21 protein-coding genes and 3 pseudogenes are annotated in these 24,911 nt (G+C 39.7%); 19 read left to right on the top strand and 5 right to left on the bottom strand.

All coding sequences use genetic code 11. The features are described from left to right. Positions 1-903: 903 nt before the first annotated feature. The 13 genes from ACOTYB_RS19200 to ACOTYB_RS19140 all read left to right on the top strand — a co-directional run bounded on the left by ACOTYB_RS19200 (position 904) and on the right by ACOTYB_RS19140 (position 14,713). A complete protein-coding gene (locus ACOTYB_RS19200; RefSeq protein WP_000101605.1) occupies positions 904-2,451 on the top strand; it encodes a type I restriction-modification system subunit M in 1,548 nt (515 codons plus the stop codon). Next, positions 2,448-3,569 carry a restriction endonuclease subunit S gene (locus ACOTYB_RS19195; protein ID WP_021536851.1) on the top strand — a complete coding sequence of 374 codons (1,122 nt, stop codon included), beginning with the start codon at positions 2,448-2,450 and terminating at the stop codon, positions 3,567-3,569. Before ACOTYB_RS19200 ends, ACOTYB_RS19195 begins: the two co-directional genes overlap by 4 nt. Before the next feature lie 58 nt (positions 3,570-3,627). Further along, positions 3,628-6,867, top strand: coding sequence for a type I restriction endonuclease subunit R (locus ACOTYB_RS19190; RefSeq protein WP_001096909.1), 3,240 nt, complete (start codon positions 3,628-3,630; stop codon positions 6,865-6,867). A 52-nt stretch (positions 6,868-6,919) separates the two neighbouring features. Further along, positions 6,920-7,513 carry an anti-phage protein KwaA gene (gene kwaA / locus ACOTYB_RS19185; RefSeq protein ID WP_000378353.1) on the top strand — a complete coding sequence of 198 codons (594 nt, stop codon included), beginning with the start codon at positions 6,920-6,922 and terminating at the stop codon, positions 7,511-7,513. A 10-nt stretch (positions 7,514-7,523) separates the two neighbouring features. Further along, positions 7,524-8,495, top strand: coding sequence for a Kiwa anti-phage protein KwaB-like domain-containing protein (locus tag ACOTYB_RS19180; RefSeq protein ID WP_000494846.1), 972 nt, complete (start codon positions 7,524-7,526; stop codon positions 8,493-8,495). Between the two features lie 429 nt (positions 8,496-8,924). Continuing rightward, the gene (locus ACOTYB_RS19175; RefSeq protein WP_012138996.1) at positions 8,925-9,911 is read left to right on the top strand and encodes an ankyrin repeat domain-containing protein; all 987 of its coding nucleotides are present in this window, start codon (positions 8,925-8,927) and stop codon (positions 9,909-9,911) included. Positions 9,912-10,266: 355 nt separating this feature from the next. Further along, the gene (locus ACOTYB_RS19170; protein ID WP_001044498.1) at positions 10,267-10,707 is read left to right on the top strand and encodes a hypothetical protein; all 441 of its coding nucleotides are present in this window, start codon (positions 10,267-10,269) and stop codon (positions 10,705-10,707) included. A gap of 15 nt (positions 10,708-10,722) precedes the next feature. Further along, positions 10,723-11,667: an ankyrin repeat domain-containing protein gene (locus tag ACOTYB_RS19165; RefSeq protein ID WP_205916315.1), complete on the top strand. Its 945-nt coding sequence runs from the start codon at positions 10,723-10,725 to the stop codon at positions 11,665-11,667. A gap of 177 nt (positions 11,668-11,844) precedes the next feature. Further along, complete coding sequence (locus ACOTYB_RS19160) at positions 11,845-12,249, top strand: hypothetical protein (protein ID WP_012139001.1); 405 nt, start codon at positions 11,845-11,847, stop codon at positions 12,247-12,249. Next, entirely contained in the window at positions 12,246-13,469 is a 1,224-nt protein-coding gene (locus ACOTYB_RS19155) for a relaxase/mobilization nuclease domain-containing protein (RefSeq protein ID WP_000677821.1), read from the top strand. Before ACOTYB_RS19160 ends, ACOTYB_RS19155 begins: the two co-directional genes overlap by 4 nt. 188 nt (positions 13,470-13,657) lie before the next feature. Further along, positions 13,658-13,930, top strand: coding sequence for a hypothetical protein (locus ACOTYB_RS19150; RefSeq protein WP_000377562.1), 273 nt, complete (start codon positions 13,658-13,660; stop codon positions 13,928-13,930). Between the two features lie 49 nt (positions 13,931-13,979). Then, entirely contained in the window at positions 13,980-14,366 is a 387-nt protein-coding gene (locus ACOTYB_RS19145; RefSeq protein WP_001079016.1) for a hypothetical protein, read from the top strand. 26 nt (positions 14,367-14,392) lie between these two features. Then, positions 14,393-14,713 carry a hypothetical protein gene (locus ACOTYB_RS19140; protein WP_001594383.1) on the top strand — a complete coding sequence of 107 codons (321 nt, stop codon included), beginning with the start codon at positions 14,393-14,395 and terminating at the stop codon, positions 14,711-14,713. Positions 14,714-14,849: 136 nt separating this feature from the next. Here ACOTYB_RS19140 and ACOTYB_RS19135 read toward each other — a convergent pair whose 3' ends face one another. Then, complete coding sequence (locus tag ACOTYB_RS19135) at positions 14,850-15,275, bottom strand: hypothetical protein (RefSeq protein WP_000065074.1); 426 nt, start codon at positions 15,273-15,275, stop codon at positions 14,850-14,852. Between the two features lie 994 nt (positions 15,276-16,269). On the opposite strand from ACOTYB_RS19135, the gene ACOTYB_RS19130 reads away from it, so the two are divergent. After that, on the top strand, positions 16,270-16,833 hold the full coding sequence (locus ACOTYB_RS19130) for a helix-turn-helix domain-containing protein (RefSeq protein ID WP_000072654.1): 564 nt from the start codon (positions 16,270-16,272) through the stop codon (positions 16,831-16,833). 69 nt (positions 16,834-16,902) lie between these two features. After that, complete coding sequence (locus tag ACOTYB_RS19125) at positions 16,903-17,208, top strand: hypothetical protein (protein WP_000813690.1); 306 nt, start codon at positions 16,903-16,905, stop codon at positions 17,206-17,208. A gap of 173 nt (positions 17,209-17,381) precedes the next feature. Here ACOTYB_RS19125 and ACOTYB_RS19120 read toward each other — a convergent pair whose 3' ends face one another. The 3 genes from ACOTYB_RS19120 to ACOTYB_RS19110 form a co-directional block, all read right to left on the bottom strand. Further along, positions 17,382-17,657: a hypothetical protein gene (locus ACOTYB_RS19120; RefSeq protein ID WP_001065761.1), complete on the bottom strand. Its 276-nt coding sequence runs from the start codon at positions 17,655-17,657 to the stop codon at positions 17,382-17,384. A 204-nt stretch (positions 17,658-17,861) separates the two neighbouring features. After that, positions 17,862-18,068 carry a helix-turn-helix transcriptional regulator gene (locus tag ACOTYB_RS19115; RefSeq protein ID WP_001064738.1) on the bottom strand — a complete coding sequence of 69 codons (207 nt, stop codon included), beginning with the start codon at positions 18,066-18,068 and terminating at the stop codon, positions 17,862-17,864. Positions 18,069-18,190: 122 nt separating this feature from the next. Next, the gene (locus ACOTYB_RS19110) at positions 18,191-19,045 is read right to left on the bottom strand and encodes a DUF6387 family protein (protein WP_000800614.1); all 855 of its coding nucleotides are present in this window, start codon (positions 19,043-19,045) and stop codon (positions 18,191-18,193) included. 240 nt (positions 19,046-19,285) lie between these two features. Between ACOTYB_RS19110 and ACOTYB_RS19105 the strand changes: the two are divergent. Next, positions 19,286-19,414: pseudogene (locus tag ACOTYB_RS19105) on the top strand (IS3 family transposase); the annotation flags it as partial. A 66-nt stretch (positions 19,415-19,480) separates the two neighbouring features. Here ACOTYB_RS19105 and ACOTYB_RS19100 read toward each other — a convergent pair. Continuing rightward, positions 19,481-19,628 (bottom strand): annotated as a pseudogene (locus tag ACOTYB_RS19100) (ATP-binding protein); the annotation flags it as partial. A 174-nt stretch (positions 19,629-19,802) separates the two neighbouring features. Between ACOTYB_RS19100 and ACOTYB_RS19095 the strand changes: the two are divergent. The 3 genes and pseudogenes from ACOTYB_RS19095 to ACOTYB_RS19085 form a co-directional block, all read left to right on the top strand. Then, a complete protein-coding gene (locus ACOTYB_RS19095) occupies positions 19,803-20,795 on the top strand; it encodes an ankyrin repeat domain-containing protein (RefSeq protein WP_000424355.1) in 993 nt (330 codons plus the stop codon). Between the two features lie 888 nt (positions 20,796-21,683). Next, on the top strand, positions 21,684-23,036 hold the full coding sequence (locus ACOTYB_RS19090; protein ID WP_023317204.1) for an SIR2 family NAD-dependent protein deacylase: 1,353 nt from the start codon (positions 21,684-21,686) through the stop codon (positions 23,034-23,036). A gap of 722 nt (positions 23,037-23,758) precedes the next feature. Beyond that, positions 23,759-24,829, top strand: a pseudogene (locus tag ACOTYB_RS19085) (integrase domain-containing protein); the annotation flags it as partial. Between the last annotated feature and the right edge of the window lie 82 nt (positions 24,830-24,911).

Here is a 24,911-nt window from a genome sequence, read left to right as displayed (position 1 = left end):
TGGTACATTAACTGCACATAGTGCAGGATACATATGACATAAAACTTTTTATTTATGGCATACATTATAAATAACTTGTATTTTATGAATGTCAATAGGTTCTTGTTTAATACTTTTAAAATAATTAATTGATTGTTTTTATTATAGCTTCGCTTGTACAAGCGAAGATCCTATTGTTCTTGAATGAATAATGCCAATTATAAGAGAAGCAAGGGCTAACTCTGCGAAGCCGCTGCGCTTGCTTCTTCGAGTTCCCCTTGCTTTTCTTCCCTTCGGTTAGAAAAGAAAGAAAACCTCTGCCAACCTTGCATATCAATAATTTTACTCAGTAAAATATCATATATACTTCTCTTAAGCATATCTTCCAAAAATAAACCTCTCACTTTACAAACAACTTGACACATCATTTTAGCTTGACATCCTATTCGTTTAGAATATTAACATCCGATGAATTTTAATGACCAAGTAAAAATTTTCACCATGACAAAAAACTTAATAACTAAACGTGATGTAAGTACATTAAGACAGTTTTTTGATTACAAAGTTTTGTATCTTTTGCTTTATCTTCCTGTAAATATGCAAGAAGAGGATAGAGTAAAGGGTACAGAAAATGCTCACAGTTATGTAGTATGGAACTCACTTGGTGTTAGTCCGAGTAGTAGAAATTCACCCAGACAAACATTAACAGCTATACAGCAATTATGTCTATGACCGTGACTCCATTGAGGGCCAACGACTGACATCAACAACCCTGTTACAAAGCACTTACCCCATGAGTCATTGCACTTGCTGAGCTGAACGAAAACACTAAAATCAGATAATAATTAATCGCTGTATAAGCTCGTAACAAGCGGAACTTTAAGGCAAAATAGGGCTACCATCCTAATTCACGAAGTTACGCCAATGGCAAGAAAACCTAAAGAAATCAAAACAGATCCGTTAGAAGTCATCCTGTGGAAAGCGGCAGACAAGCTGCGTAAAAACATTGATGCAGCCGAGTATAAGCATGTCGTGCTGGGCCTCATTTTCCTTAAGTATATTTCTGATTCTTTTGAATCTCATTATGAGTTGCTGAAGGCAGGTGAAGGCGAGTTCGCAGGCGCTGACCCGGAAGATAAAGACGAGTACACCGCTTACAACATTTTCTTTGTCCCTGAGCTTGCACGCTGGAACTATCTAATATCTAAGGCCAAGCTACCTGAAATCGGTAAGCTGGTTGATGATGCTATGGAGCTTATCGAAGCGGGTAACCCACAGCTAAAAGGTGTGCTGCCGAAAGTCTACGCTCGCCAGAACCTCGACGCCACCGTGCTGGGTGAACTGATAGATTTGATTGGCAACATTGCACTGGGAGATGCCAAAGCGCGTTCTGCTGATGTATTAGGCCACGTATTCGAATACTTCCTTGGTGAATTTGCACTGGCAGAAGGTAAACAGGGCGGTCAGTTCTATACGCCAAAATCCATCGTAAGCCTGCTGGTTAACATGCTGGAACCCTATAAAGGCCGAGTCTTTGACCCCTGCTGTGGTTCTGGTGGTATGTTCGTTCAGTCAGAAAAATTTGTAGAAGCACATCAGGGAAATATTGACGATATTTCGATCTATGGGCAGGAGTCCAACCAGACCACCTGGCGTCTGGCAAAAATGAACCTGGCAATTCGTGGGATTAATTCTGAACACGTTCGCTGGAATAATGAAGGTTCATTTCTTAACGATGCTCACAAAGATTTGAAATCTGATTTTATCATAGCTAACCCACCGTTTAACGTTTCCGACTGGTCTGGTGAGCAGCTTCGTGGTGATGCCCGCTGGCAATATGGCATTCCACCTGCTGGCAACGCTAACTTTGCCTGGATGCAACACTTCCTGTATCACCTGTCGCCAAAAGGTCAGGCTGGCGTTGTGCTGGCAAAAGGGGCTTTAACCTCTAAAAGTTCGGGTGAAGGTGATATTCGTGCAGCACTGGTCAAAGATGCCAATGTGATTGATTGTATCGTTAACTTACCCGCAAAACTGTTCCTGAATACCCAGATCCCAGCGGCCTTATGGTTTATGCGCCGAGATCGTGAAAACAGCAGTCATTATCGTGATCGCAGTAAAGAAATTCTGTTTATTGATGCCCGTAATCTTGGTCATTTAATCAACCGCCGTAGCAAAGTGCTTTCTGACGAAGATATCAAAACTATTGCTGACACCTACCATAACTGGCGTAACAAAGGTGGCGACTACGAAGATGTGGCTGGTTTCTGTGCATCTGTCGATATCAATGAAGTCGCTAAACTTGATTATGTGCTGACGCCTGGCCGTTATGTTGGCCTTGCTGACGAAGAAGACGATTTTGACTTTAAAGAACGTTTTACGGCTCTTAAAGCGGAGTTTGAAGCACAATTGGAAGAAGAAGCGCATCTGAATAAGTCTATCGCTGAGAGTCTGGCGAAGGTGGTTTTATGAGTCAGTGGATAAAAACTAAACTTGGTGAGATTGTCATTCTTAATTATGGTAAAGCATTAAAGGCACAGGATAGGAATGCTGGCTCTATACCTGTATATAGTTCAGGTGGATTAACTGGTTGGCATAACAAAGCATTAATAAACGAACAAGGAATTATTATTGGTCGTAAAGGAACTGTTGGGAAAGCGTACTTAACTTATGGACCATTTTGGTGTATTGATACTGCTTATTATATTTTACCTAACCCTTCGAAATATGATTTTGTTTTTTTATTCTATTTGTTGAAAACATTAGGGCTGGAAGAACTGAACGAAGATAGCGCTGTTCCTGGACTAAACAGGGATACCGCTTATAGTCAAGAGATCCTATTACCTTCACTGCCAGAGCAAAAAGCCATCGCCTCTGTGCTGTCCTCTCTTGATGACAAAATAGACTTGCTTCATCGCCAGAATAAAACTCTGGAATCCATGGCCGAAACCCTGTTTAGGCAGTGGTTTATTTTAGATAGTACTGGTGTATCAGTTAGTATAGATCAGATAATTGACTTTAATCCAAAGCGAACTTTAATTAAAAGCCAAGACGCTACTTATTTGGACATGGCTGGACTGAGCACTGTTATTTTTCGTGCAAATGGATATTACAGACGTCCATTTTCTTCAGGAACTAAATTTACTAAACGAGATACCTTGCTAGCCAGAATTACCCCATGTTTAGAAAATGGGAAAGCGGCCTATATTGATTTTTTAGACGACAATGAAACTGGATGGGGTTCTACCGAATTCATAGTTATGCGTCCTAAAAAAGAAATCCATCCTTTTATCTCATATATCATGTGCCGAAACCCGGACTTCAAAGAATATGCAGAAAGCTGTATGGAAGGTTCAACTGGCAGACAACGAGTTAACTTGGATCATCTTAAGAAGTTCAATGTTAATCTGCCAACAGAAGCTTCGCTACGTATAATTAATGAGCTATTAGATTCATTTGAAAGTAAACTTATTAACAACTCAAAACAAATTGATAGCTTAGAAAAACTCCGCGATACCTTACTTCCCAAACTGATGAGCGGTGAAGTACGGGTTCAGTATGCAGAAGAAGCAATCGCATCAGTAGCATAAAATAATTATGCGGGTGTACAGCCCGCTCTCTGGTTAAGCGGCAATAAGGACAGTACGCATGGCAAAGATGACCGAATCCGATATTGAAGTAATGGTAATTGAGCACCTGCAAGGGCTGGGCTATGAGTATGTTTACGGCCCGGACATTGAACCCAGTGGCATCAATCCGTTACGTAGCTATCAGCAGGTTATCCTTGAAGATAAGGTGCGTATTGCTCTACAACGCCTGAATCCGCACCTTAGTGAACAGAAGTGTGAGGAAGCCCTGAAACAGGTGATGCAGATCAGCACACCTGATCTAATGGCAAACAATCTGGCCTTTCATCGCCTGTTGACCGAAGGGATCAATATCGAAGTCAGTAAGGATGGTAATACACAAGGAGAGCTGGCCTGCCTGATCGACTTTAACGATCCCACTAATAATGAATTTCTGGTCATTAATCAGCTCACCATCAAAGAAGGCAATCATACCCGCCGACCTGATCTTATTTTATTCATCAACGGCCTGCCATTAGTCGTTATCGAACTTAAAAATGCCGCTGACGAAAATGCTACGGTAACAGGTGCCTATAATCAGATTAAAACCTATCAGAACCAAATCCCCGTTCTGTTTAACTACAATGCTTTTAATGTGATATCTGACGGGCTGGAAGCCAAAGCGGGGACGGTTTCTGCCGATTTCAGTCGTTATATGACATGGAAAACCGCTAATGGTAAAACACAAGCTACCAGTACCCAACCACAGCTCGAAGTTTTATTACAGGGATTGCTTAATCCTGTAACGCTGTTGGATGTGATCCGCCACTTTATCGTGTTTGAAGCCAGCAAACATGAAGACAGCAAAGGGATTATCAGTATCCGTACCGTTAAAAAAATGGCTGCTTATCACCAGTACTACGCGGTTAATGCAGCAGTACTTTCCACTATTCGTGCCTCAGGTGTAAATGCAGATTCCCCCTCTGCCGAAGTAGCACTGCGCCAGCAGGGACGTAACAGTAAAGTTCTTGTTAATGCGCAAAAAACCGGAGATCGTAAAGCGGGGGTCGTGTGGCATACCCAGGGTTCCGGTAAATCGCTTTCGATGGTGTTTTATACCGGGAAGATTGTACTGGCGCTGAATAATCCAACAGTGGTAGTGATCACTGACCGTAACGATTTGGATGATCAGCTATTCGGTACGTTTTCTTCTGCCACTCAGCTACTTCGTCAGACACCAAAACAGGCCGACAACCGGGAAGAACTCAAAGAATATTTGCGCGTAGCCTCTGGTGGTGTGGTGTTTACCACTATTCAAAAATTCCAGCCTAATGATGGCAGCAATATCTATGAGTTGTTGTCAGACAGAACCAATATTGTCGTTATCGCTGATGAAGCCCACCGTTCACAATACGGTTTCAGCGCCAAAGAAGTTGACGTGAAAGACAGTGAAGGCAACGTTACAGGTAAGCGCACTGTTTATGGCTTTGCCAAATATATGCGTGATGCCTTACCTAATGCGACCTATCTCGGCTTTACCGGAACCCCCATAGAAAAAACGGACGTCAACACGCCTGCTGTTTTTGGTAACTATGTTGATATCTACGATATCTCGCAGGCCGTTGAAGATGGTGCAACAGTTCGTATCTTTTATGAAAGCCGTCTTGCCAAAATTGCCATCAGTGATGAAGGTCGTCAGCTTATTGAAGACTTTGATGATGAGTTTAACGAGGACGAACTGACGCTCACGCAAAAAGAACGTTCTAAATGGGCCAGAATCGAAGGTTTGATTGGCAGTTCAAAACGTATTAAAGCGATTGCGGCGGATATGGTTCTGCACTTTGAGCAGCGCTTAAAATCCAATGCCGATCATGGTAAGGGCATGATTGTTACCATGTCCCGCCGTATTGCTGCTGAACTATATAAAGAAATCATAGCCTTAAAACCTGAATGGCACAGCGATGATTTAAATGACGGTATAATAAAAGTCGTCATGACCTCTTCTGCTGCTGACGGGCCAGAAATTGCCAAACACCACACCACAAAAAAAGAACGTCAGGTTCTGGCTAACCGTATGAAGGATGACGACGACAAGCTGAAACTGGTGATAGTGCGTGATATGTGGTTAACCGGCTTCGACGCTCCCAGCATGCATACGCTGTATATCGACAAACCAATGAAAGGCCACAACCTTATGCAGGCAATTGCCCGTGTGAACCGTGTGTATAAAGATAAGATAGGCGGTCTGGTTGTTGACTATCTGGGCATTGCCTCTGATTTAAAAGAAGCCCTCTCCTTTTACTCTGATGCAGGTGGACGTGGAGATCCTGCTGAGGTTCAGGAAGAAGCCGTAACGCTCATGCAGGAAAAGCTGGAAATCCTGGAAGGCATGATGCATGGATACGATTACAAAGCTTACTTTGCCGCAACTACCTCACAACGCCTGACAATTATTCTTGAATCAGAAAACCATATTTTAGGGCTGGATAACGGTAAAGGTAAAATGCGTTTCCTGGCTGCGGTTGCAGCCTTGTCGCAGGCATTTGCATTGGCGACACCGCACGATAAAGCAATGGAAGCGGCACCCGAAGTAGCATTCTTCCAGGCAGTAAAAGCCAGACTGAATAAATTTACTGAAAACTCAGACGGATCAGAAGAAGAACACAATGACAGTCTGGAAGTTCGGGTAAAACAGACTATCGATCAGGCTCTGGTTACCGATAAAGTTGTTGATATTTTTGACGCTGCTGGGATACAAAAGCCTGATATTTCCGTTCTTTCTGAAGAATTCCTTCAGGAAATGAAGGATTACCAACACAGAAATATTGCTTTGGAAACGCTTAAAAAACTGCTTTCTGACGAGATCAAGGTTCGCTCGAATCAAAGTATCACCCAAGGCAAAAAACTGATTGATATGCTGACCTCTGCAATCAATGGCTACCAGAACAAGGTACTGACCGCAGCGGAGGTAATTGATGAGCTAATCAAGCTTGCCAAGACTATCCAGGAATCTGACAGCCTTGCCAGCCAGTTAAACCTCAGCGCTTATGAATATGCCTTCTATTCTGCTGTTGCAGATAACGACAGTGCTCGCGAGTTAATGGAAAAGGAAAAACTACGAGAACTGGCAGTCGTACTTACAGAGGCTATCCGCAACAATGTCAGTCTTGACTGGACAGTGAAAGAAGCAGCAAGAGCAAAAATTCGCGTGGTGGTAAAACGTCTGCTCAAAAAATATGGTTATCCACCCGATATGTCCTTGCTCGCCACAGAGACCATTTTGAAGCAGGCTGAACTTTTAGCTGGAGAATTAGGAAAATGATTCCCCTAAATTTTTAACATACAAACTATTTTAAGTTATACAGGAGAAGCTAATGGATAGCAGGCCATATCTTAAAACAGTACTATATATACTATCACTATGGCTTCTATTTTTATCATTATTAATTATGTCCTACGATAAGGTTTTGATAAAAAATGTGTGGGACTATATTTTTACTGAAAACTTTACTTTCTCAATCTCGTCATTGAAAGTGAGAAATATCGTTTTCATAGTTAGTTTGATTTTCATCTTTATTGGTGCAATTATTTTAATAGTCCTTGCAAATAGCTTTGGTTCGGGTTGGTCTGTTGCATGCACTGTCTCGGATATCAGCAATGAAAACCATGAACATTTAGAGTTTTTAACCACTTATATAATGCCCTTAGTTTTCACTGATGTCGATAGTAAGAGAACTGTATTAAATTTAGGATTGATGATATTTTTAATCGGCGCAATATACGTAAAGACAAACCGGTTTTATTCTAACCCATCACTTGCAATACTCGGATTCAGAATATACAAAGCTAATGTCCATGACCGTGGAGTGAAAAAATGCACAGTAATCTGCCGCAGTGTTCTAAAGAGCACAGATAATATAAAGTATATAAAAATCGACAATGAAACTTATTTGGCTAAAATAGTGTAGAGGTCATGACATGTTCACTAACATTGAAAATATTTCAAAATCGAAACGCATCTCTGGCGAAGCTTTTTTTGTCACTGATATTCAAGGTACGATAGATATATTTAAGGTTAACCTTGAACCTGATGCTGAAAAAGATCTGACCACTTCATTTTCTAAAAGCTTAATCAATAATATTATTGAACCTAACAGAGGTAAAGTGGCCGTTCCACTTGTATCCACTTTATTAGAAAGAGATAAACAAGTTTTCGAATATGATCACTTAGCAATTAATCATCTCCCAATTGAATTTACTAAAATGAACAACGTGCTAAATTTCGGTGTCAATGGGAATGCAACACAGTTTGATTTTGCAACACAAAGCCTGACATCGGTAAAAGCCGTAATTTACCACCTTTGTGATGGTAATGGAAACAGCGTAGTCATTTACCAACATAAATATCCTGTTTCTCTACATAAGAAAACAAAAAAGTCTTTCTTGAGTCTAAATGGCAGAACCTTAGATAAGATCACTCATGACAGTATTGATATAAATGACACGATTGACTTCTTCTTTTTTCAGAATAAGTACTATGCGCTAAACATTAAACTTCTTGAAAGAATGTATGGATTAGAAAGTGTAATAGATAATCTTGCAAATAACTCAACGCCATTAATAATAAACCTTGGAATTGTTAATACACAAGGTATGCCAGTGCCACTAGATATTTTCAAGGACATGTATAAAGACAGAGCATTTATGCGTAGACTTGCTATGGTTTCAAAAGGGAATTTAGTAAAAACGGGAGTTTCAGTCCCTCAAATACAACAAGTTATGCAAAAATTCCCTGTATTTCAACGGAATATTGATCTAACAGGAGGATTAATAAACCTTAATACTAAAGATCAAAAGAGATACTTTATTCGGCTTCTAAATAATGAAGCATCTTTTGCAGCACTTGATAACTCGCCCTTCCTGGCTGTTGAAAAAGACTCCGCTGCTTAAATTTTAAATGAGCATCCTCAAGCCGAATAACTTAAAGGATGCTCTTCAAATTTTAATAAGAATTATCAACAGCAAAAAACCTCATAAAAAACACTACTCATTTAATTTCCAAAATTAAGAAGAACATTAATAACCACCATTATATTACATGATCTTTTCCATATCCTATAGCATTACTCTCTATAGTATTAATATCTGCGCCTCTAATTATCTCCTTTATACAGATTAGCTCCAATATGGATAAATATTCTTGTGAAAATGGTTGATCCACATCACATAGGATAACCTTAACGTCCCTATGTTCCATTAAGTTAAGAATAACCTCAAGCAAACCAAATCAGATACCCCCTAATAAAACAAAAGTAAATTTGAATACCGTAAAATCTGGTGTCATTAATATCTTGAAAACAACAAAAAAGGAGATAAATAATGATATCAAGAGAAAATAATAAAAATAACCTATTCCGTGTAAAGTCTAAAAATGGTGTCCTTCGTTGCCTTAAGGCTGGCATGGATATAAATATGTGCAATAGTAAAGGTCAAACTGCTCTTTTTACCTGTAATGTACCTGAAGCTATACAGGCAATGATTGACGCTGACATTGACATTCACCACTTGGATAATGACGGTAATAATGCATTATTCTATGCTCAAAATGTTGAAACAGTGGAACTTCTTGTCAGCAATGGTATTAATGTTAACCACCGGAATAAGTCAGGTACCCTTGCGATTCAACATATTGATGTTTCACCAGGGTTAGTAAAATATCTTATCAAAGCTGGACTAGATATCCATACCAAAGATAGCTATGGCAACTCCTTTCTTTTCATTCCATTTGAAGGATATGTATACGATGCACTCATTGAGGCTGGTTGCGACATTAATCATAAAAATTTAAGCGGGCAGACAGCATTCGATTACTGGCAGTCAGAAAACCACAGCATAGCTGGTAAATATACTCACTGGGAATCTAAAAACGATAACTACATTCGTTTTCTTATCCGTAATATTCATCTTAAAGACAGTTCAAAAATTGTATTCACGAACATTACATTTAAATCAATTGAGCTGTTGTCGTTACTTATAAAGCAAAAAAATGAATTTGAGATAAGTGATAAGTGCATTATCACACCAACAAATGCCGACGTTAAAAAATTAATTTTACAACTAAAGAAACTGACAGACATTAGTCATGTTTGGTTTTACATAAACAGTACATATCTACTGACTCACTATGCAGGAAGACTGCTAATTAAATGGTTAATATGTCATGATATAAAAGTTGATATAGAATCACTAAAAGAACGCTACTTCTATGAAGAAATCCTCCAGGAAAAATCACAGAGAGAGCAAAAGGTTTTACGAACAACGATTCAACCAGTTACCTGTAAAGCAATTACAAAAAAAAGATTATGAATTGAATCTGCCTGAACACTCTCCCCTTGGCTTTAACCTTTAGTTAGATAGCCAAGGGACGCTAACATCATTAATTTAATACAAAGCCCCACATTGCACCTTAGCACTTTGAGAAATTTATTTTTTAAAACACCCTCATCGCCAATTCATACAATATCAATTACTACTCTCAAACCAAATCAATCAAATAAAACACAGCACTTTTTGATAAAAATAATTAACAATGAAAAACAACACCTTATATGAAATATAATAAAAATATATCTATTTAATTAAATAAATATAAAAATATATTTGCATTTTGTTTATTTAATAATATATATTTCCTTTGTTAATTAAATAAAGGAGAACTAAAATGAATAAAACAAACTATCCAAGCCTGACTAACTATCTCGCCAAAACAAAAAAGAACGCAGATCTTTATAGATTATATAATCCACAATTTTCTTTTTTTTGCAAAAGTGACACTCAGGAGCAAAGATTTTATTTCGATTATTTCTCAAGACATATGGTCTCGAAGAGAAATATTTTAACCGTATTCTCTATCTATACATTCACCTCTTATAACATGAACAAAAAAGAGACAATAAAAAATTTCATTCGATTTCTCAAAACGACGAATGAAAGTACATTCCATAATGCTTTTTCATTTCGCGGTGGTAACATTTTGTATGTAAGCAACAAAAACATGTTGAAAGAGATCTCATGGTTTTCACTCGCTCGAATTTACGAAGACATTAAAAAAATAAAGGAATATAAAACCAACCATGACAACTATATCAGATTAGTCGCTTAACAGAGGAGAAAAATTATGAATAACAACGCAATAAATGCATTACTCTCTTGTAAAACTCCAAAAGACATTCAGGCTTGCATTAATGCAGGCTCCGATATTAATACACTGGATTCGTTTGGAAGAAATATACTGTTTTACTGTAAAAACCCAAGAATGATTGACACTCTGGTTAAAGCAGGAATAGATTTTAACCATGCTGACAACTATGGTCACAATGTTTTGTTTAACCAGCGAAATCCTCACATACTGAAAAAATTGATTGATTCCGGCGTAGATATACACCACAAAAATGGTCTCGGCCAAACCTGTTTATGCTCGTTAGCTGATAATATATCCTGTTGCAAAACCCTGATCAATGCTGGAATTAATGTCAACAATGTGGATAAATGCGGAAGAACAATACTTTTTTACGTAAAAAATCACTCTATCTTTGATTTGATGGTTCAGGCCGGTTGCAATATAAACCACAGAGATAACCAGGGTCACGGTATTTTTGAAATTTGCTATTCATTAGGCGATTTCAAAGCCAAAATGCTCATTCGTCATATTAGTATGAAGGATAGCAGTCCAGTAATTTTCAACTACCTCAACAGCGAAAGTCTGCAGATAATGGATTTGCTTCAGAAGAAAAACCTTAACTTTACTATCTCTGATAACTGCCAGGTTTATCTAAGTGCCAATGAAAATGAAATGAGCTCTTTCTTCAGCGAACTAAAGAAGAAGACAGATATCAGCAACACACATTTTCGCCATATTGTACTGCGAGGTTATGATTTACGCGGGGACATTGAAACAATTAAATGGTTTATCCGCAATGACATCAAAATAGATAAAAAACAACTGGAACAGCATATTCGACATGATGAGATTTGTAAATATATAGCAGAACATGAGAGAAAGAAACTTAGCGAAATTATGAAACAAACAATATCTTTAATGCCAGTAAAACGTAGATTGTAACCTCCGCTCCTCCTCACTGTCATAATGAATTTAATATGAACCCTATTTTTACCCAGAGCAGATTACCTAATTAGCAATCTGCTCCACCTATCTTATTTATAAATTTCGACACTGCCTTGACTTATTTTACCAATGCGCTAACTGTAGATCATGAACACATTTTAAAAAAGGTTAGATATGCATAAAAATGAAAGTAAAGAAGATCTATCAAGAAGCTCAAGAAGAGGTAAATTCCATACAGCAAAATATTCACCTAATGAAGTTCGAACTCACTGCGTCAGCGTTCGGTTAAACGAAGAAGAATTATCTATTCTCGATAGTAAAAGAGGCCCTTATAAAAAAGGGGAATGGCTAAGAATGGCATCCCTCAACAAACTCCCACCGGTATTACCTGAAATCAATCGTGAAGCATGGGTTAAACTCGGCAACCTTTCACAGGATTTAAACCGCCTGCTGAATCATCTCGACAGCAAAAGCCCTGACAGCGAACTGACCCGTACAGAACTCTTCGCCCTGCGCAGACAAATCAAAACTCTCAGGGATCACCTTATTCCATCAACCTTTCTGGAGCAAGACCAGTGAAAGGCATGCAGAAAATAAAGCGGGGTAAACAGTTTGCAGGTGTGGTTCTCTATAGCCTTAAGTCAGGATCTCACCACAAAATCACGCCTTATATTATCGGTGGCAACATGACGGGAAGCACTGCTGCTGAACTTATCAGTGAATTTGAAGGCACAAGACTACTGCGCCCCGGTGTCGCCAAACCTGTCTGGCATAATTCGCTTCGCCTGCCAAAGGGAGAAACACTGTCAGTCAGACAATGGGCTGCATTCGCTGACGATTATATGACCCGGATGGGATTCACTGAAACCCATCTTCGCTGCTATATCATGCACGATGATTCGGACGGGCAGCATATCCATATAATAGCTAACAGAATTAACATGGTCGGTGGGAAGCTGTACCTTGGGAAAAATGAAAATCTTATCAGTACCCGGATTATCAGCGAGCTGGAGAAAGTCCACAAACTCACTCAAACCACATCTGCAATCAGTAGTCATAGTCAGGAGAAAAGAAAGCCTTCCCGCAACGAGCTGATGATGGCTGAAAGAACGACAACTCCCTGCCCCAGGTCCACTCTGCAGAGCCTGATTGATAATGCGTTAACCGGCCGCCCTGATTTGCTGACTTTTATCGCTATGCTGGAAAAGGTAGACGTCAGCTGCAAACCCAATATCGCCTCAACGGGAAAAATGAACGGCTTTTCATTTCAGTACCAAGGTATTGCCTTTAAAGCCTCTCAATTGGGTAAAAAATATGGCTGGTCTTCCCTGCAAACATTGATTGATTTCGTACCGGAACATCTGACTTTACTGAAACAAGCACAAAAGCCAACAGTACCTGCACCTGTGCCATTAACAGTGCCAATGCCAGTGCCAATGCCATCATGCGAGTCTGAAGAACAGGCTGCAAACCGGGAAACGATTCTGGAGAAAATCCATCAGCTTGAAGAAAAAATTCGTCTGGAAAGACAACAGGAGACAGTGGGTATCATTCAGCTCAGGAGCAAGCTGCACAATACAACCCGTCAGATACCCCGCCAGCGTCGCCTGAAGGCGTGGCTTGTATTGCTCGGCCATATTGTGGCACTTCTCAGGCGCAGGGGCATGTCTCTGTTACATGCCACTGCACATTCTTTCCACCAAATCCTGCACCTGCATCTTCTGACACCCTGTCATTCCATGACAACAAATCCCATTAAAGAACAATTAGTTAAAAACAACCCCCATCCTGCACCATAAGTTAAACAGTCCATACTTTAGTAATAGTCAACAAAATATTGATCGTTTATATAGATCGATAAACTAGTTATGATAGTTAAAACCTATCATCTAAGATCCATCGATCGGTACAAGCAATTTTACTAAAGCGGATCATTCATCGAAAATGTTCAAAAATACATCACTTTAAATCAGGCCACGGAGTCATGATGGATAGTAAAACGATTAGCTGCCCCTTCTGCTTTACACAAAGCCCGCACGGCGTGAGGATTTGCAAAGGTTGCCATGCAAAAGTGGCCTATGGTGAAAGTCCGCTCAGTGTGGCATTCCTGTTTCAATTCGTGGCATTCGGTCTCGCCTGGTTAGTATTTTCATTGACCGGTAGCACTCCTGTCTCAGTCATTACATTTTTTGCCAGCGTCATTATTCTTATCTGCATAATTAAAAAGAAATATGCAGACAGAGTTGTTTTTATACGGTGATATTAATTTCGCACCACCGCAAACATAAAAAATTAATATGAGAGAACTTATGAACAGATTCATGATTTCTGTGTTTTTTATTTCTGCTTTCCTTATTTCTGGTTGTTCAACATCAGGCAACCAGCATCTAAAAAAAGAAACAGCACAAAGTCTGCAGTCGAAAATTATAAAAAATAAAACAACGAAATCAGAAATCATTACCGCATTAGGTGAGCCCGAAACCAAAACTACACTTGATAGTGGCAATGAAGAATGGACTTATTCGATGGATAACAATCAGTTTGATGCCACCACATTCATTCCAGTGGTCGGGTTGCTGACAGGCGGTTCACAGACGCAGGCCAAAACGCTGGAAATCGAATTTAAAGGCGAAACGGTCAGTAAGTGGACGATCTCTGAAAACAACAGCAAGATGAAAACCGGCCTTATTCAATAACGTACTCTACAGTCTGGGATTATTTTATGAAAACATATGCATTTACCACACTCATTGCGTCCATTTTTTTGCTGAGTGGCTGTACCGGTGAACCGTCTGAGCAGGATATTTACACTGCGATGAATAAGGTCATGGAGCAGACGAATGCCATCGTTAAATCCATAGCAGGTAAAGATGTCCCGAAAGACGCACTGCGGGAATTAAAATCTGTCAAAAAGCATGACTGCGAAAAACTATCGGATAAAAGCTATAAATGCAATGTAACAGCTGTTGTCGATAACGAAAAACGCACAGCGGCTGTCACGCTGATCAAAACGGATGATGGCTGGCAGGTCATTGATAAGTAAGACCACAGTAAAACAATCCCGCCAGGCAGGACACCAGACCGGTGGCTCCTGCCTTTTTAATGCCCGGTAATGTCTTGCGGGAAACGACTGCTTTTATGTCACTCTGCCATCCCCTGTCCAGTACGTATCCGCTGCCTCACAGCCTTTTCCTGACCACGGATCCTGGTGGTGTATAAGCCAGAGAACGTGCAATGCGTTTCTTTTCATACTGTGCCAGTAAATCAGCATAAATGTGCTCTGCTTCATCCAGATTGCCTGAAATATAATTCACGAGCGAATTCAGGCAATGCAGTAATGTGTCACTGTTTGCGAGTTGCCTGAGCAGAGGGGCCTTCAGGGTAGAAACGACACCCATAAACATCTGCATGATATTATCAACGTGATAACACGAATTGCGATATTGCGCCCGTGAATAAAAATACTTCAGATGGTATCCAGCGAAAAGCACATAAAGTTTTCTGTAAAAAATATTGTTATTAACACTGTCGCGATGCTGTGTTATATATTTATCAACAACAAATATAAACTTTTCTTCCTGAGAAGAAACACAAATATTACTCATAACCCTCTCCTTTTTTGTTTTTATAATTAAGTACTATCAGCTTTAAAATTTAAATCAATACAAAATTGAAAATATTTTATTTTAAAATGACAACTATTTATTCTTTTAATACTGGAAACAGCTTACGCTGTTGCAATGTTGAGTCCGATCGATTGCATTACCACTTCCTTTTTTCAAAAGCCAGGTAGTTTCCAGATTTCAGATAAAACCCCTTCAGGAATTTTTTTGAGAGAGTGCTACGCACCGGCTCACGCCCCCGACGACAGATATATGTAGATTATTTTTACCCGTCAGATGAAAACCCAACGTTTAATCCCTCTTGCAGCGCCGCTGAGTGCCCACAGCACTCACTCGCTGAAGCAGAAAGGATTTTTCCGAAGGGGTTCCGGCGTGAGCCGTATTAAGTTAACGGGTAAATCATGTAGTCGGGTCCACTCTTTCGCTAAACTCAGCAGTCTGAATCTCTGCGCGAAGCGTATTTGTGCTGAGAGCTAAACCCAACTGTCTGAACTCCTGCGCGAAGCGTATTTCTACTGACAGTTAAACACTATAGCAATGTTCTGAAGCCCAGTGGCGCAACATACAGGTGCGCAGGCTTCACTTAAGGAATAATATTACGAAGGAAAATCAGCAATAGCAGTGTTTATCAAACTGTGTACAATGGAATTTTGTGTCAGTCTAAAGCTAAATTTCGGTTTCTTGTTTCTTTATCACTCTTTTATCTTGCAAATACAAAAAGAAAATTAATCAATTACATCAACAAGTTAAGATAGAATATTGGTTGTATCTTTCAGAACCAAAAATTATTAATGACATAACGGGTGATGGTGAAATTTAGCACCCTTCGTAATAACTCTGACAACCCTTAATATTTCACTAAAAAAATAATCACAGAGCAATAAATATAATATTTTAAAATTTTTATTACTAATAATATTGACAAACAAATTTAATATGCCATATCTGTTATCACAATAATAAAAAAGGAGCCATTATGTCAAACACAAGTGTTATGTTAACTAAAGAACAAAAAGCAATCATTGCAGAAGCATTAGATGTTATGCCCGAAGATCTGGAAGAAATAAAAGTTAAAGCAAGTGCCTGTAAAAAGACATCCTTTCGTGACGATTTTTCGATGGTCTTTAAAGATAATACGGCCACACTCGCCCGAATGGATCTGACACCAACGGCATTCAGAATTGTTCTTTATCTTTTCTCAGTCATTGATTATGGAAATATTATCCCTGACTTTTCACAGTCACGTACTGCCAGAGAGTTAGGACTGAATAAATCGAATGTTTCACGTGCATTCAGAGAATTATTTGAGAGGAAAATACTGATTCGTAACGCTGAAGACGGTCAGGTTTACCTGAATTCTAATTTATGCGTAAAAGGTATTCCTCATCGTTTCAATGAAGATCTGATGGATAAATTCAGTAAATCCAGACTTGAGACTGAAGATTTTGCCACTTCATTCAACTTTTATCGCGCAGGGCGCAAAACAAAGCCTGTAAAAAAATCCAGAAACAGATATCCAACTGACGGCATTCCCTTTTAAAAGACATAACAGCGCGGTGATTTTACGCCCCACACCAGCGAAAAACTTAATAAAACAAAGGATATCTTTATGAAGCAAAGACTCCCTGCTTACCTTTACCAGAATAAATTATCAGATGAACAACGCAATCTGAACAATACTGCTCACTATGTGTTTTGGCTTCTCACATTAATCGCTTCATACACACCAGATAAAAACACTGTTTACCTGAACTTTCACCGTGCAACATCCATCGCACAGCAGGAAGATATACATATTACGCCAGCCCGATTTTATCGGGCCATCGATGAACTGATTGATACGAATGTTATTATACCTACTGAGTTCAAATACCAGTATCGTTTAAACCCTGTATTTTTCAGTTATCTTAAATAAAACAAAGGGCAGAGAATGAAAGTTTAGGATATTCCTATCCTGCAATGCTTACTATAGCAAAACCACATGACCGCTATCAAAAGCACATAATTTTTATATATCATTACCAGTAGGATTAAAATAAGAAGGTACAGACTTGTGCTGTCTGTACCCATGATAATTTATTACAGACTTTACACCTTTTTACCTGCATTATTCTTTCTGATAATATTTTTTTCATTGACAAGGTGCTCAATACACATTCGTACTTCATCATTAATGGTAACATCTGTAGCACCTTCGACCAGTATAGAACACAACAAATAAAGAAGGACGTGCTCAAACTCTATCTCTTCGACTGGATCTACATAATTACGATAGGTTTCAATAGCCTCATACAAGCTATCCGGTGAAGTCACAAATGCACATACAAAATCTTTATCTTCCGGTACTCTGATTGAATTATTCATTTTAAATCTCCTGTACTTATTAATTTATAATGTCACGGTAAAAATGCCATCATAATTTCCACCAATGACTATTGTTATTACTTCTTAATACCAAAGCCTAACCTAATACTACTTATAAAATATCAGGCGGCCCTCGGCTCATTGTTGAATAGCACCATTTATTTTTACACACCAAATTTAATACACTCATCATTAGCCCCGTAATCAGGCTGCATTTTTACGTGAACGTTCAATTGCAGATGCGATCCATTCATCTACTTCGCTTTCGACAAATGCAATTGCACGCGAACCAATTTTTATTGGTTGTGGAAATAAACCTTCGTTGATTAGACGATAAATCCAGGCCTTGCCATAGCCGGTTCTGTTCATAACTTCTGGCAAGCGAATTAGGCGGGTATTTTGATTGTTCATTTTGTTTTCCCTTTGTCGTTGTGATGGGATCACTATACGAACAGTTGGGAAAAGAAAGGAGCGAGCTTCCTAACTGCAGGGTTACGGTCTGCCCTGCAGTAGTAGACTTCGGGAATTCGAGATCAGTTAGAATCAGAGAGTTTCATCACATCTGAAACTCTCATGTTTTTCAGGTGGGGATTTCGGTTCATGAAAAAATTGAACTGCCTAATGAAGTCTATCGTTGCAGCTTTCATCGCAAGCGGACGATCTGAGTCTTTAATGTGATACCCTAAACGGGTAGTTGTTTCTTCATCTTCATCAGTATAAAGAAGCCGGGAGAGGCGATCATCTGAGATTCTTAGTTCTTTCCTTTTTGCCCAAAGTAAGATGTCCAGCATCGCAACCAACCTGTAATTTATAATTTTTTTAATGGTTCCATAGCCGAAACGAACGATACCGGTTTCATTAACTTCCACTCCTTTTACCGATCTCCATTGTGGCAGGGCCGCTTTTATCGATTCGGCTATTTCATCGTCAGTACCACTACCAAGATCGATTTCAAGCAACACCGTTTTCTCACATAAGGGGGACAAGAGTTGTGACACATAAGCTTCGTGATGAGGCGCATTAACACAATATTCATCGTTTCCTTCCTCCCAGGTGAAAAGATTCACACTAAGAGCCATCACACTAAGTTCAGCAAGCCTGGTGATATCCGTGATAAAAATGTGTGGAGGACTGTAGAGAGTATCGTTAACTGTTGGATAATCGAGATGCTTCCCTTTGAAAAGATGGGGGTTCCCACTGAAAATTTCAGTCATGTACACCCATAGCCCTTTCTTTTCTTCGTCAGTAGGCCCAGGCTTGTACAGAAGTGCTCTTGCCCAAAGTTCGTGATACAAGGCATTTAAACTGATGTCTTCGAGCTTGCGATAGTTATCTATGTCAAGCCAAGCTTTGATTTCTTTAGTATGCTCTGGTGACCAGTTTTTCAAAATTCAAATCTCCTGCCTTCTTAAAGATTTAAGTCATACGAATAGAGTTCAGTTAGTTTGAAAAAACTACCGTATTCACTAATCGATGAAAAGCACTTCCTGCTTGCAAGTTAACCTAGCCAGAAGGAAGTTGAACTGAGAAATTTGTTATCTTTTGATGCAACTTGCCAGGGTCTACGTCCTGTCAGGAAAGGAGAGGCAGGGACATGGACCGACTACGCCCTGCCTCTTACTTTACTCTGGGCGTATCTTGTCGTTGTTCTCGACCTGTTCGCCAGAAAAACCGGAGGGGTGGGCAATGAAATTCAATTCTCACCTGACAACAAACTTACCATCAGAGCACTGGAAATGGTTTGGGAGCGCCAGGGGTCAACAACGGGTAAAAAGTGATCCGCATACCGCCACCACCGACGGTCTAATGTTGATCCACCTTGTTTACTCAGGATTAGCTTCAGCGATAACCCCGGCTTTCCGTTTTTGCTTCAGTCGATAGCCTTCTTCTTTTATTTGTACGACGTGTGTGATGTAAAATCCGGTTCAACATTGCCGATGTAATGGTAGCATCTCCCGCGAAGGTTTGGTCCTATAGTCCGGACGGCAGGTTACAGGCGTAAATTTACTGCAGGTGTTTCTGATGTATCCACGGGTGGTTTGTGGAAATTTTTATTCCGCACATCATGAACACCTTTCCCCAGCTGTTGCATTTCACAGAATTTCTGATATCTAATGACTTAAACATTTTTTCATGGGGGTGTTTATGGAATTAGTCATATCCTTATTACAAAAGGGATTATTAGAAAAGGCATTAGACCTTGCCATTTCTGAATCATTCTTCAATGCAAGATCACCTGATGATATAAAGAAAGCTTTAAAAATAGGCTATGACATTAATGCTGTTAACAGTAACGGCAACAATGCCATTTTTGCCTGCAGAACCCTGGAAGCCATGGATTGCCTGCTCAGTTATGGAATTAATATACACCATATCAACGGACATGGGCAAAATGCGCTCTTTCATCAAAAAAATCCAGAAATACTGAAGAAACTGATTGAACTGGGTTTAGACACCTCGCATACGGATACTAATGGCTACACATGCATTTTTGAACATTACAGGAATGCTGAAGGATTGACAGAATTAATTAATGCTGGTTGTGATATAAATCACATCGATAAAAAAGGAATGAATATTCTCTTCATGCCCCTTTCCCCGGAAGTTTTATCCGTAGCAATAGATGCTGGATGCAATGTCAATCAAATTGATCATTCAGGGAAAGGATTTATTGAAAATGTATATGATTATGAATTACATGATATCATTCTCTCGCATATTGATAAATTTGACAGAAGAACGCTGCATGTAGATTTTTGTGATCTCGACTCAGCCTTTTTCTTGTATTACCTTTCTGAACATGGATTCAAAATAGAACTTAATAAAGACCATTTCACCATTAACAGTTACATTGGTGATTATAAAGAAATCTTATCCATACTTGATTTCATCAGTGAAATTCATGATATTCACTTCTATAAATATAAAGGCGGCCCTCTCTATAAAGATATCAACAAGCGAATTGTAAAGTGGATGATAAGAAATAATCTCTTGGTTGATTTATCAAAAATAAATAAACACAAGGATTATGAAGAAATTAATTCATACAAAATCCGTCGAGAACAGAAAGAAATCTCCAGGCATTTAAAACCTGCTAAAAGTATATCTGCAACAGTCAAAAACGGCGGAAGATTGTGAGAGCTTATATGTGTGATTCATTCTCATTGTTTCAATATACTGCCTCAACATGAACAAAGAAATTCAGCATCAACTATATTGGGAATTACTCTATGAATCGTATGGTGCTAAGGGTCTGACGCCTCTGCCTGGTGATGTGGAAGCTGCAGGCAATTTTAAAATATCTGCTCGTTGTTTAGTGAACTTGTCAATCATTACCCAAGTGATATTGATTATCAGCACTCGTGCTGGATCACGGCACTTCTGGAAATAAAACTTAATGAGGTAAATGATTGTCAGATGTATTCGAGAACTGCCCATCGCTGATAGCCAGTATCAATGTCAAATCAGGTTCTGATCTCCTAATCGTGCTCTCGCGATCAGTTTTCATAGAAACAGTATCCTTTATGCTCGGAAAGGCATATACCCCTAAAGCAGCTCAGGTTTATCTGGCTGAGGCTATGACGCGAAACCATTAGGGAATCTAAAAAAAGTAAAGACTGTGTGATTTGTGAGCTTGATTGAATGCACTGAGAGCTCACGCCGCTGGCGATATTGCTTAAACACAACCGGCAAATAGATCGATAGTCCCCACGGAGGAACGAGGGCATATGCCAGCTTACGTTGTTCGGGAACTTCTGCTTAGTGCCAGGAGCGGACATTTTGTCTCTCGATTCAGGCGGCCAAATTCAGTAAACCACTTCATACTCACTGATCAGCCGCGATGTGTGCGCTGTGTTGCCGTTATTGCAATCACATCCTAAGAAGATTTCTGAGAAACGCAATTAACTTCAATGATATTATATACAAAGGAAACGCTGGGAAACCGGGGTAAAGTTTGGGTGTCACAAAGCCCCGAACCGTTTCGCGGTGCATCACATAGCAATCACCTATCCCTGAGGTAACTATATGGACTTTACGGAATATCAAGAAGAAATAATCGAAGATGTTAAATCTTGCCTTGAAAACTTACAAGTCCAACCCATTTTATTCATGGGTGCAGGTATTTCACAACGATATATAAAAGCGCCTGACTGGGAAGGTCTATTAAAGCAACTAGCGGAAATATGCCCCTTGATCAAACGCCCTTATGGTTACTACAGCCAAACAAAGGGTGATAACAAACCTTTGATTGCTAGCGATTTTTGTGACTTCTATGCTGAATGGGCTTGGGATGATGGCAAGGATCGCTATCCAGAGACATACTTTGAAGGAACGACTCCAAAAGATATTTATATTAAGCATGAAATTGCATCCATTCTGAATGAATTATCAAACTCCGTTGATTTCTCGAACATGGAATATACAGAGGAAGTTCAGAAATTAAGGAAAGTAAAACCTCATGCAATAATCACAACAAATTATGACGACACATTAGAAAAAATATTTGACAATTATCAGGCAATAGTTGGTCATAACGTTGTTAAAGTGAATTATTCATCTTATGGCGAAATCATGAAAATTCATGGTAGCAGTCATGAAGTTGAAAGTATTGTTATTACAAATGAAGATTATGTTGATTTCTATAAACGTAAGAAATATATCAGTGCTAAGTTGCTAACATATTTTGCTGAACACCCCTTGTTTTTCTTTGGGTACAGTATCAATGATGAAAACATAAAGGCAATTCTCTCTGATATAGATGAAATCATCGCTCCCAATAATGCATTGATTCCAAATATTTATCTTGTCTCCTTCAGTAAGGACTGCGAGGCCACTGGTTCTCATCAAAAGGAATTGCTAATCGGTGTTGGTGAGAATAAAAGCGTTCGAATCAAGGTGATATACGCAAATAATTTTGGTTGGATTTTTGATGCGTTATCATCTAATACACCGGAAATTAGCGTTAATCCAAAACTTGTGCGTGCATTTCTAGCCAGAACGTACACATTCGCATCAGAATCCCTTGTTAAACAAGAACTTCCATACGATTTTGAGATGTTCCGCAATATTGCAGAGCATGATGATGCATTAGCAAAAATGTATGGTATCGCTGAACTCAATAATGGGCAGGCACTAAATGCTAGTTTCCCATATACAATGTCTGATCTGGCAAGGATTCTCGACATGGGATCGTGGCACTATGTTAATCAAGAATTCGAAAAATTAAGAAAACTAACCGACTTCAACATTAAAGCATCAGACAACAATTATCATGTTTTCATTAAATCTGGGAAAAGTGGTGTCGGAAAATACTCATCTGAGGCACTTGACTTATTGCGAAAATTAATAAACGGGGAACAGTTTGAGTTAAACCCATAATTAAAGATGATGCACACAATGACGTTATATTAAAGAGGCCGCTGCGAGAGACTTTTTTGCAGCAGCCTTTTCAACATATGGGCATTTCTAACGAACCAGTGATTAGACATTTTCACTGAATCTTGACATTTCTGCCTGAGTTAAATAGTTTTTTACAGTTGTTTTACGTCCGATCCTCGCTCATAGCAGACATGAATACTCTGCTAATTAGCCACTCCGGGCCTGAACGGACGAGGTACACCATCGACTCAAGCGGACAAGTTTATGGGCCACTACAGTATTTGAGATAGAGCAGTTTTTATTGACCCTCTCAGTAATCAGACGCTAAATATCCAGCCACACTTACATTTAGTTTGCCATAGAGCGTGTTATTTTGAAGTCGCTAGGCATGTTGGAACCATGCGAGGTTCTGTGGTTCTACTTTATGGTTCCTTTTTGGAACCCATAACGAAATTAATTTAAACAAAAATATTAAATATCAATACACTATAATTAAAAGCACAGGGACGCCAGCCCACCAAAATTCTCCATCGATGATTACCAGAGTCATCCGATGAAGTCCTAAGAGCCCGCACGGCGCAAGCCTTGCGGGCTTTTTTGTGCCCTCAATTTGTCCCGCGAAGTCCGAAGAGAACTAATTAAATCCGAACCTTTTAGGCCCATTGATAGGCCCAACGAAAAGCTCTATTGTTTTCGTTGGGCCTAAACGCATGGAGACTCCCATGGCAAGAAAAACCAAGCCGTTAACCGATACGGAAATCAAAGCCGCCAAACCTAAAGATGCCGATTACCAGCTGTATGATGGTGACGGGCTTACTCTATTAATCAAGTCCAGTGGTAGTAAGCTCTGGCAGTTCCGTTACTATCGACCGCTGACAAAACAGCGAACCAAACAGAGCTTCGGTGCCTACCCTGCTGTCTCCCTTTCTGATGCGCGTAAACTCAGAGCTGAATCTCGAGTTTTGTTGGCGAAAGACATCGATCCTCAGGAACATCAGAAAGAACAGGTAAGAAGTTCTCAAGAGGCTAAAACCAACACTTTCCTGTTAGTTGCCGAGCGTTGGTGGAATGTGAAGAAAACCAGCGTAACAGAGGACTATGCCGACGATATCTGGCGCTCGCTTGAGAGAGATGTTTTCCCAGCAATCGGTGATATCAGTGTCACTGAGATTAAGGCTCATACTCTGGTTAAAGCTGTTCAGCCGGTTCAGGCCAGAGGTGCATTAGAGACTGTTCGCCGCCTTTGTCAGCGTATTAACGAAGTCATGATTTATGCGCAGAACACAGGCCTGATTGATGCAGTTCCCAGTGTAAATATCGGAAAAGCGTTCGAGAAACCGCAAAAGAAAAACATGCCGAGTATCCGTCCGGATCAGCTTCCACAGTTAATGCAAACAATGCGTACAGCAAGTATCAGTATGTCAACGCGGTGCTTGTTCATGTGGCAGCTTCTCACCATTACCCGCCCTGCCGAAGCCGCTGAGGCACGATGGGATGAGATCGATTTTGATGCTAACGAATGGAAAATTCCAGCAGCTCGAATGAAGATGAACCGAGACCATACGGTTCCACTATCAGATGAGGCTATCTCAATTCTGGAAATGATGAAGTCCCTCAGCGGTGGCCGAGAGTTTATCTTTCCCAGCCGCATCAAACCAACCCAGCCAATGAACAGCCAAACAGTTAATGCCGCACTTAAGCGTGCTGGCTTAGGAGGCGTACTCGTATCACACGGTTTACGTTCTATCGCTAGTACGGCACTCAATGAGGAAGGATTTCCGCCTGATGTCATTGTGAATCGCCACAGGTTTAACAGACACCTCAGAGTCATTTAAGATGACTTAAAGAGAGGTACCCATGAGCGGTAAGCGTTAT

Source organism: Enterobacter cloacae complex sp. IR5450 (genome assembly GCF_049238665.1).
GTDB classification, from domain to species: Bacteria; Pseudomonadota; Gammaproteobacteria; order Enterobacterales; family Enterobacteriaceae; genus Enterobacter; species Enterobacter hormaechei_C.
The sequence above is the reverse complement of the archived record's forward strand: the minus strand, read 5'-3'. Positions and strand labels throughout refer to the sequence as shown.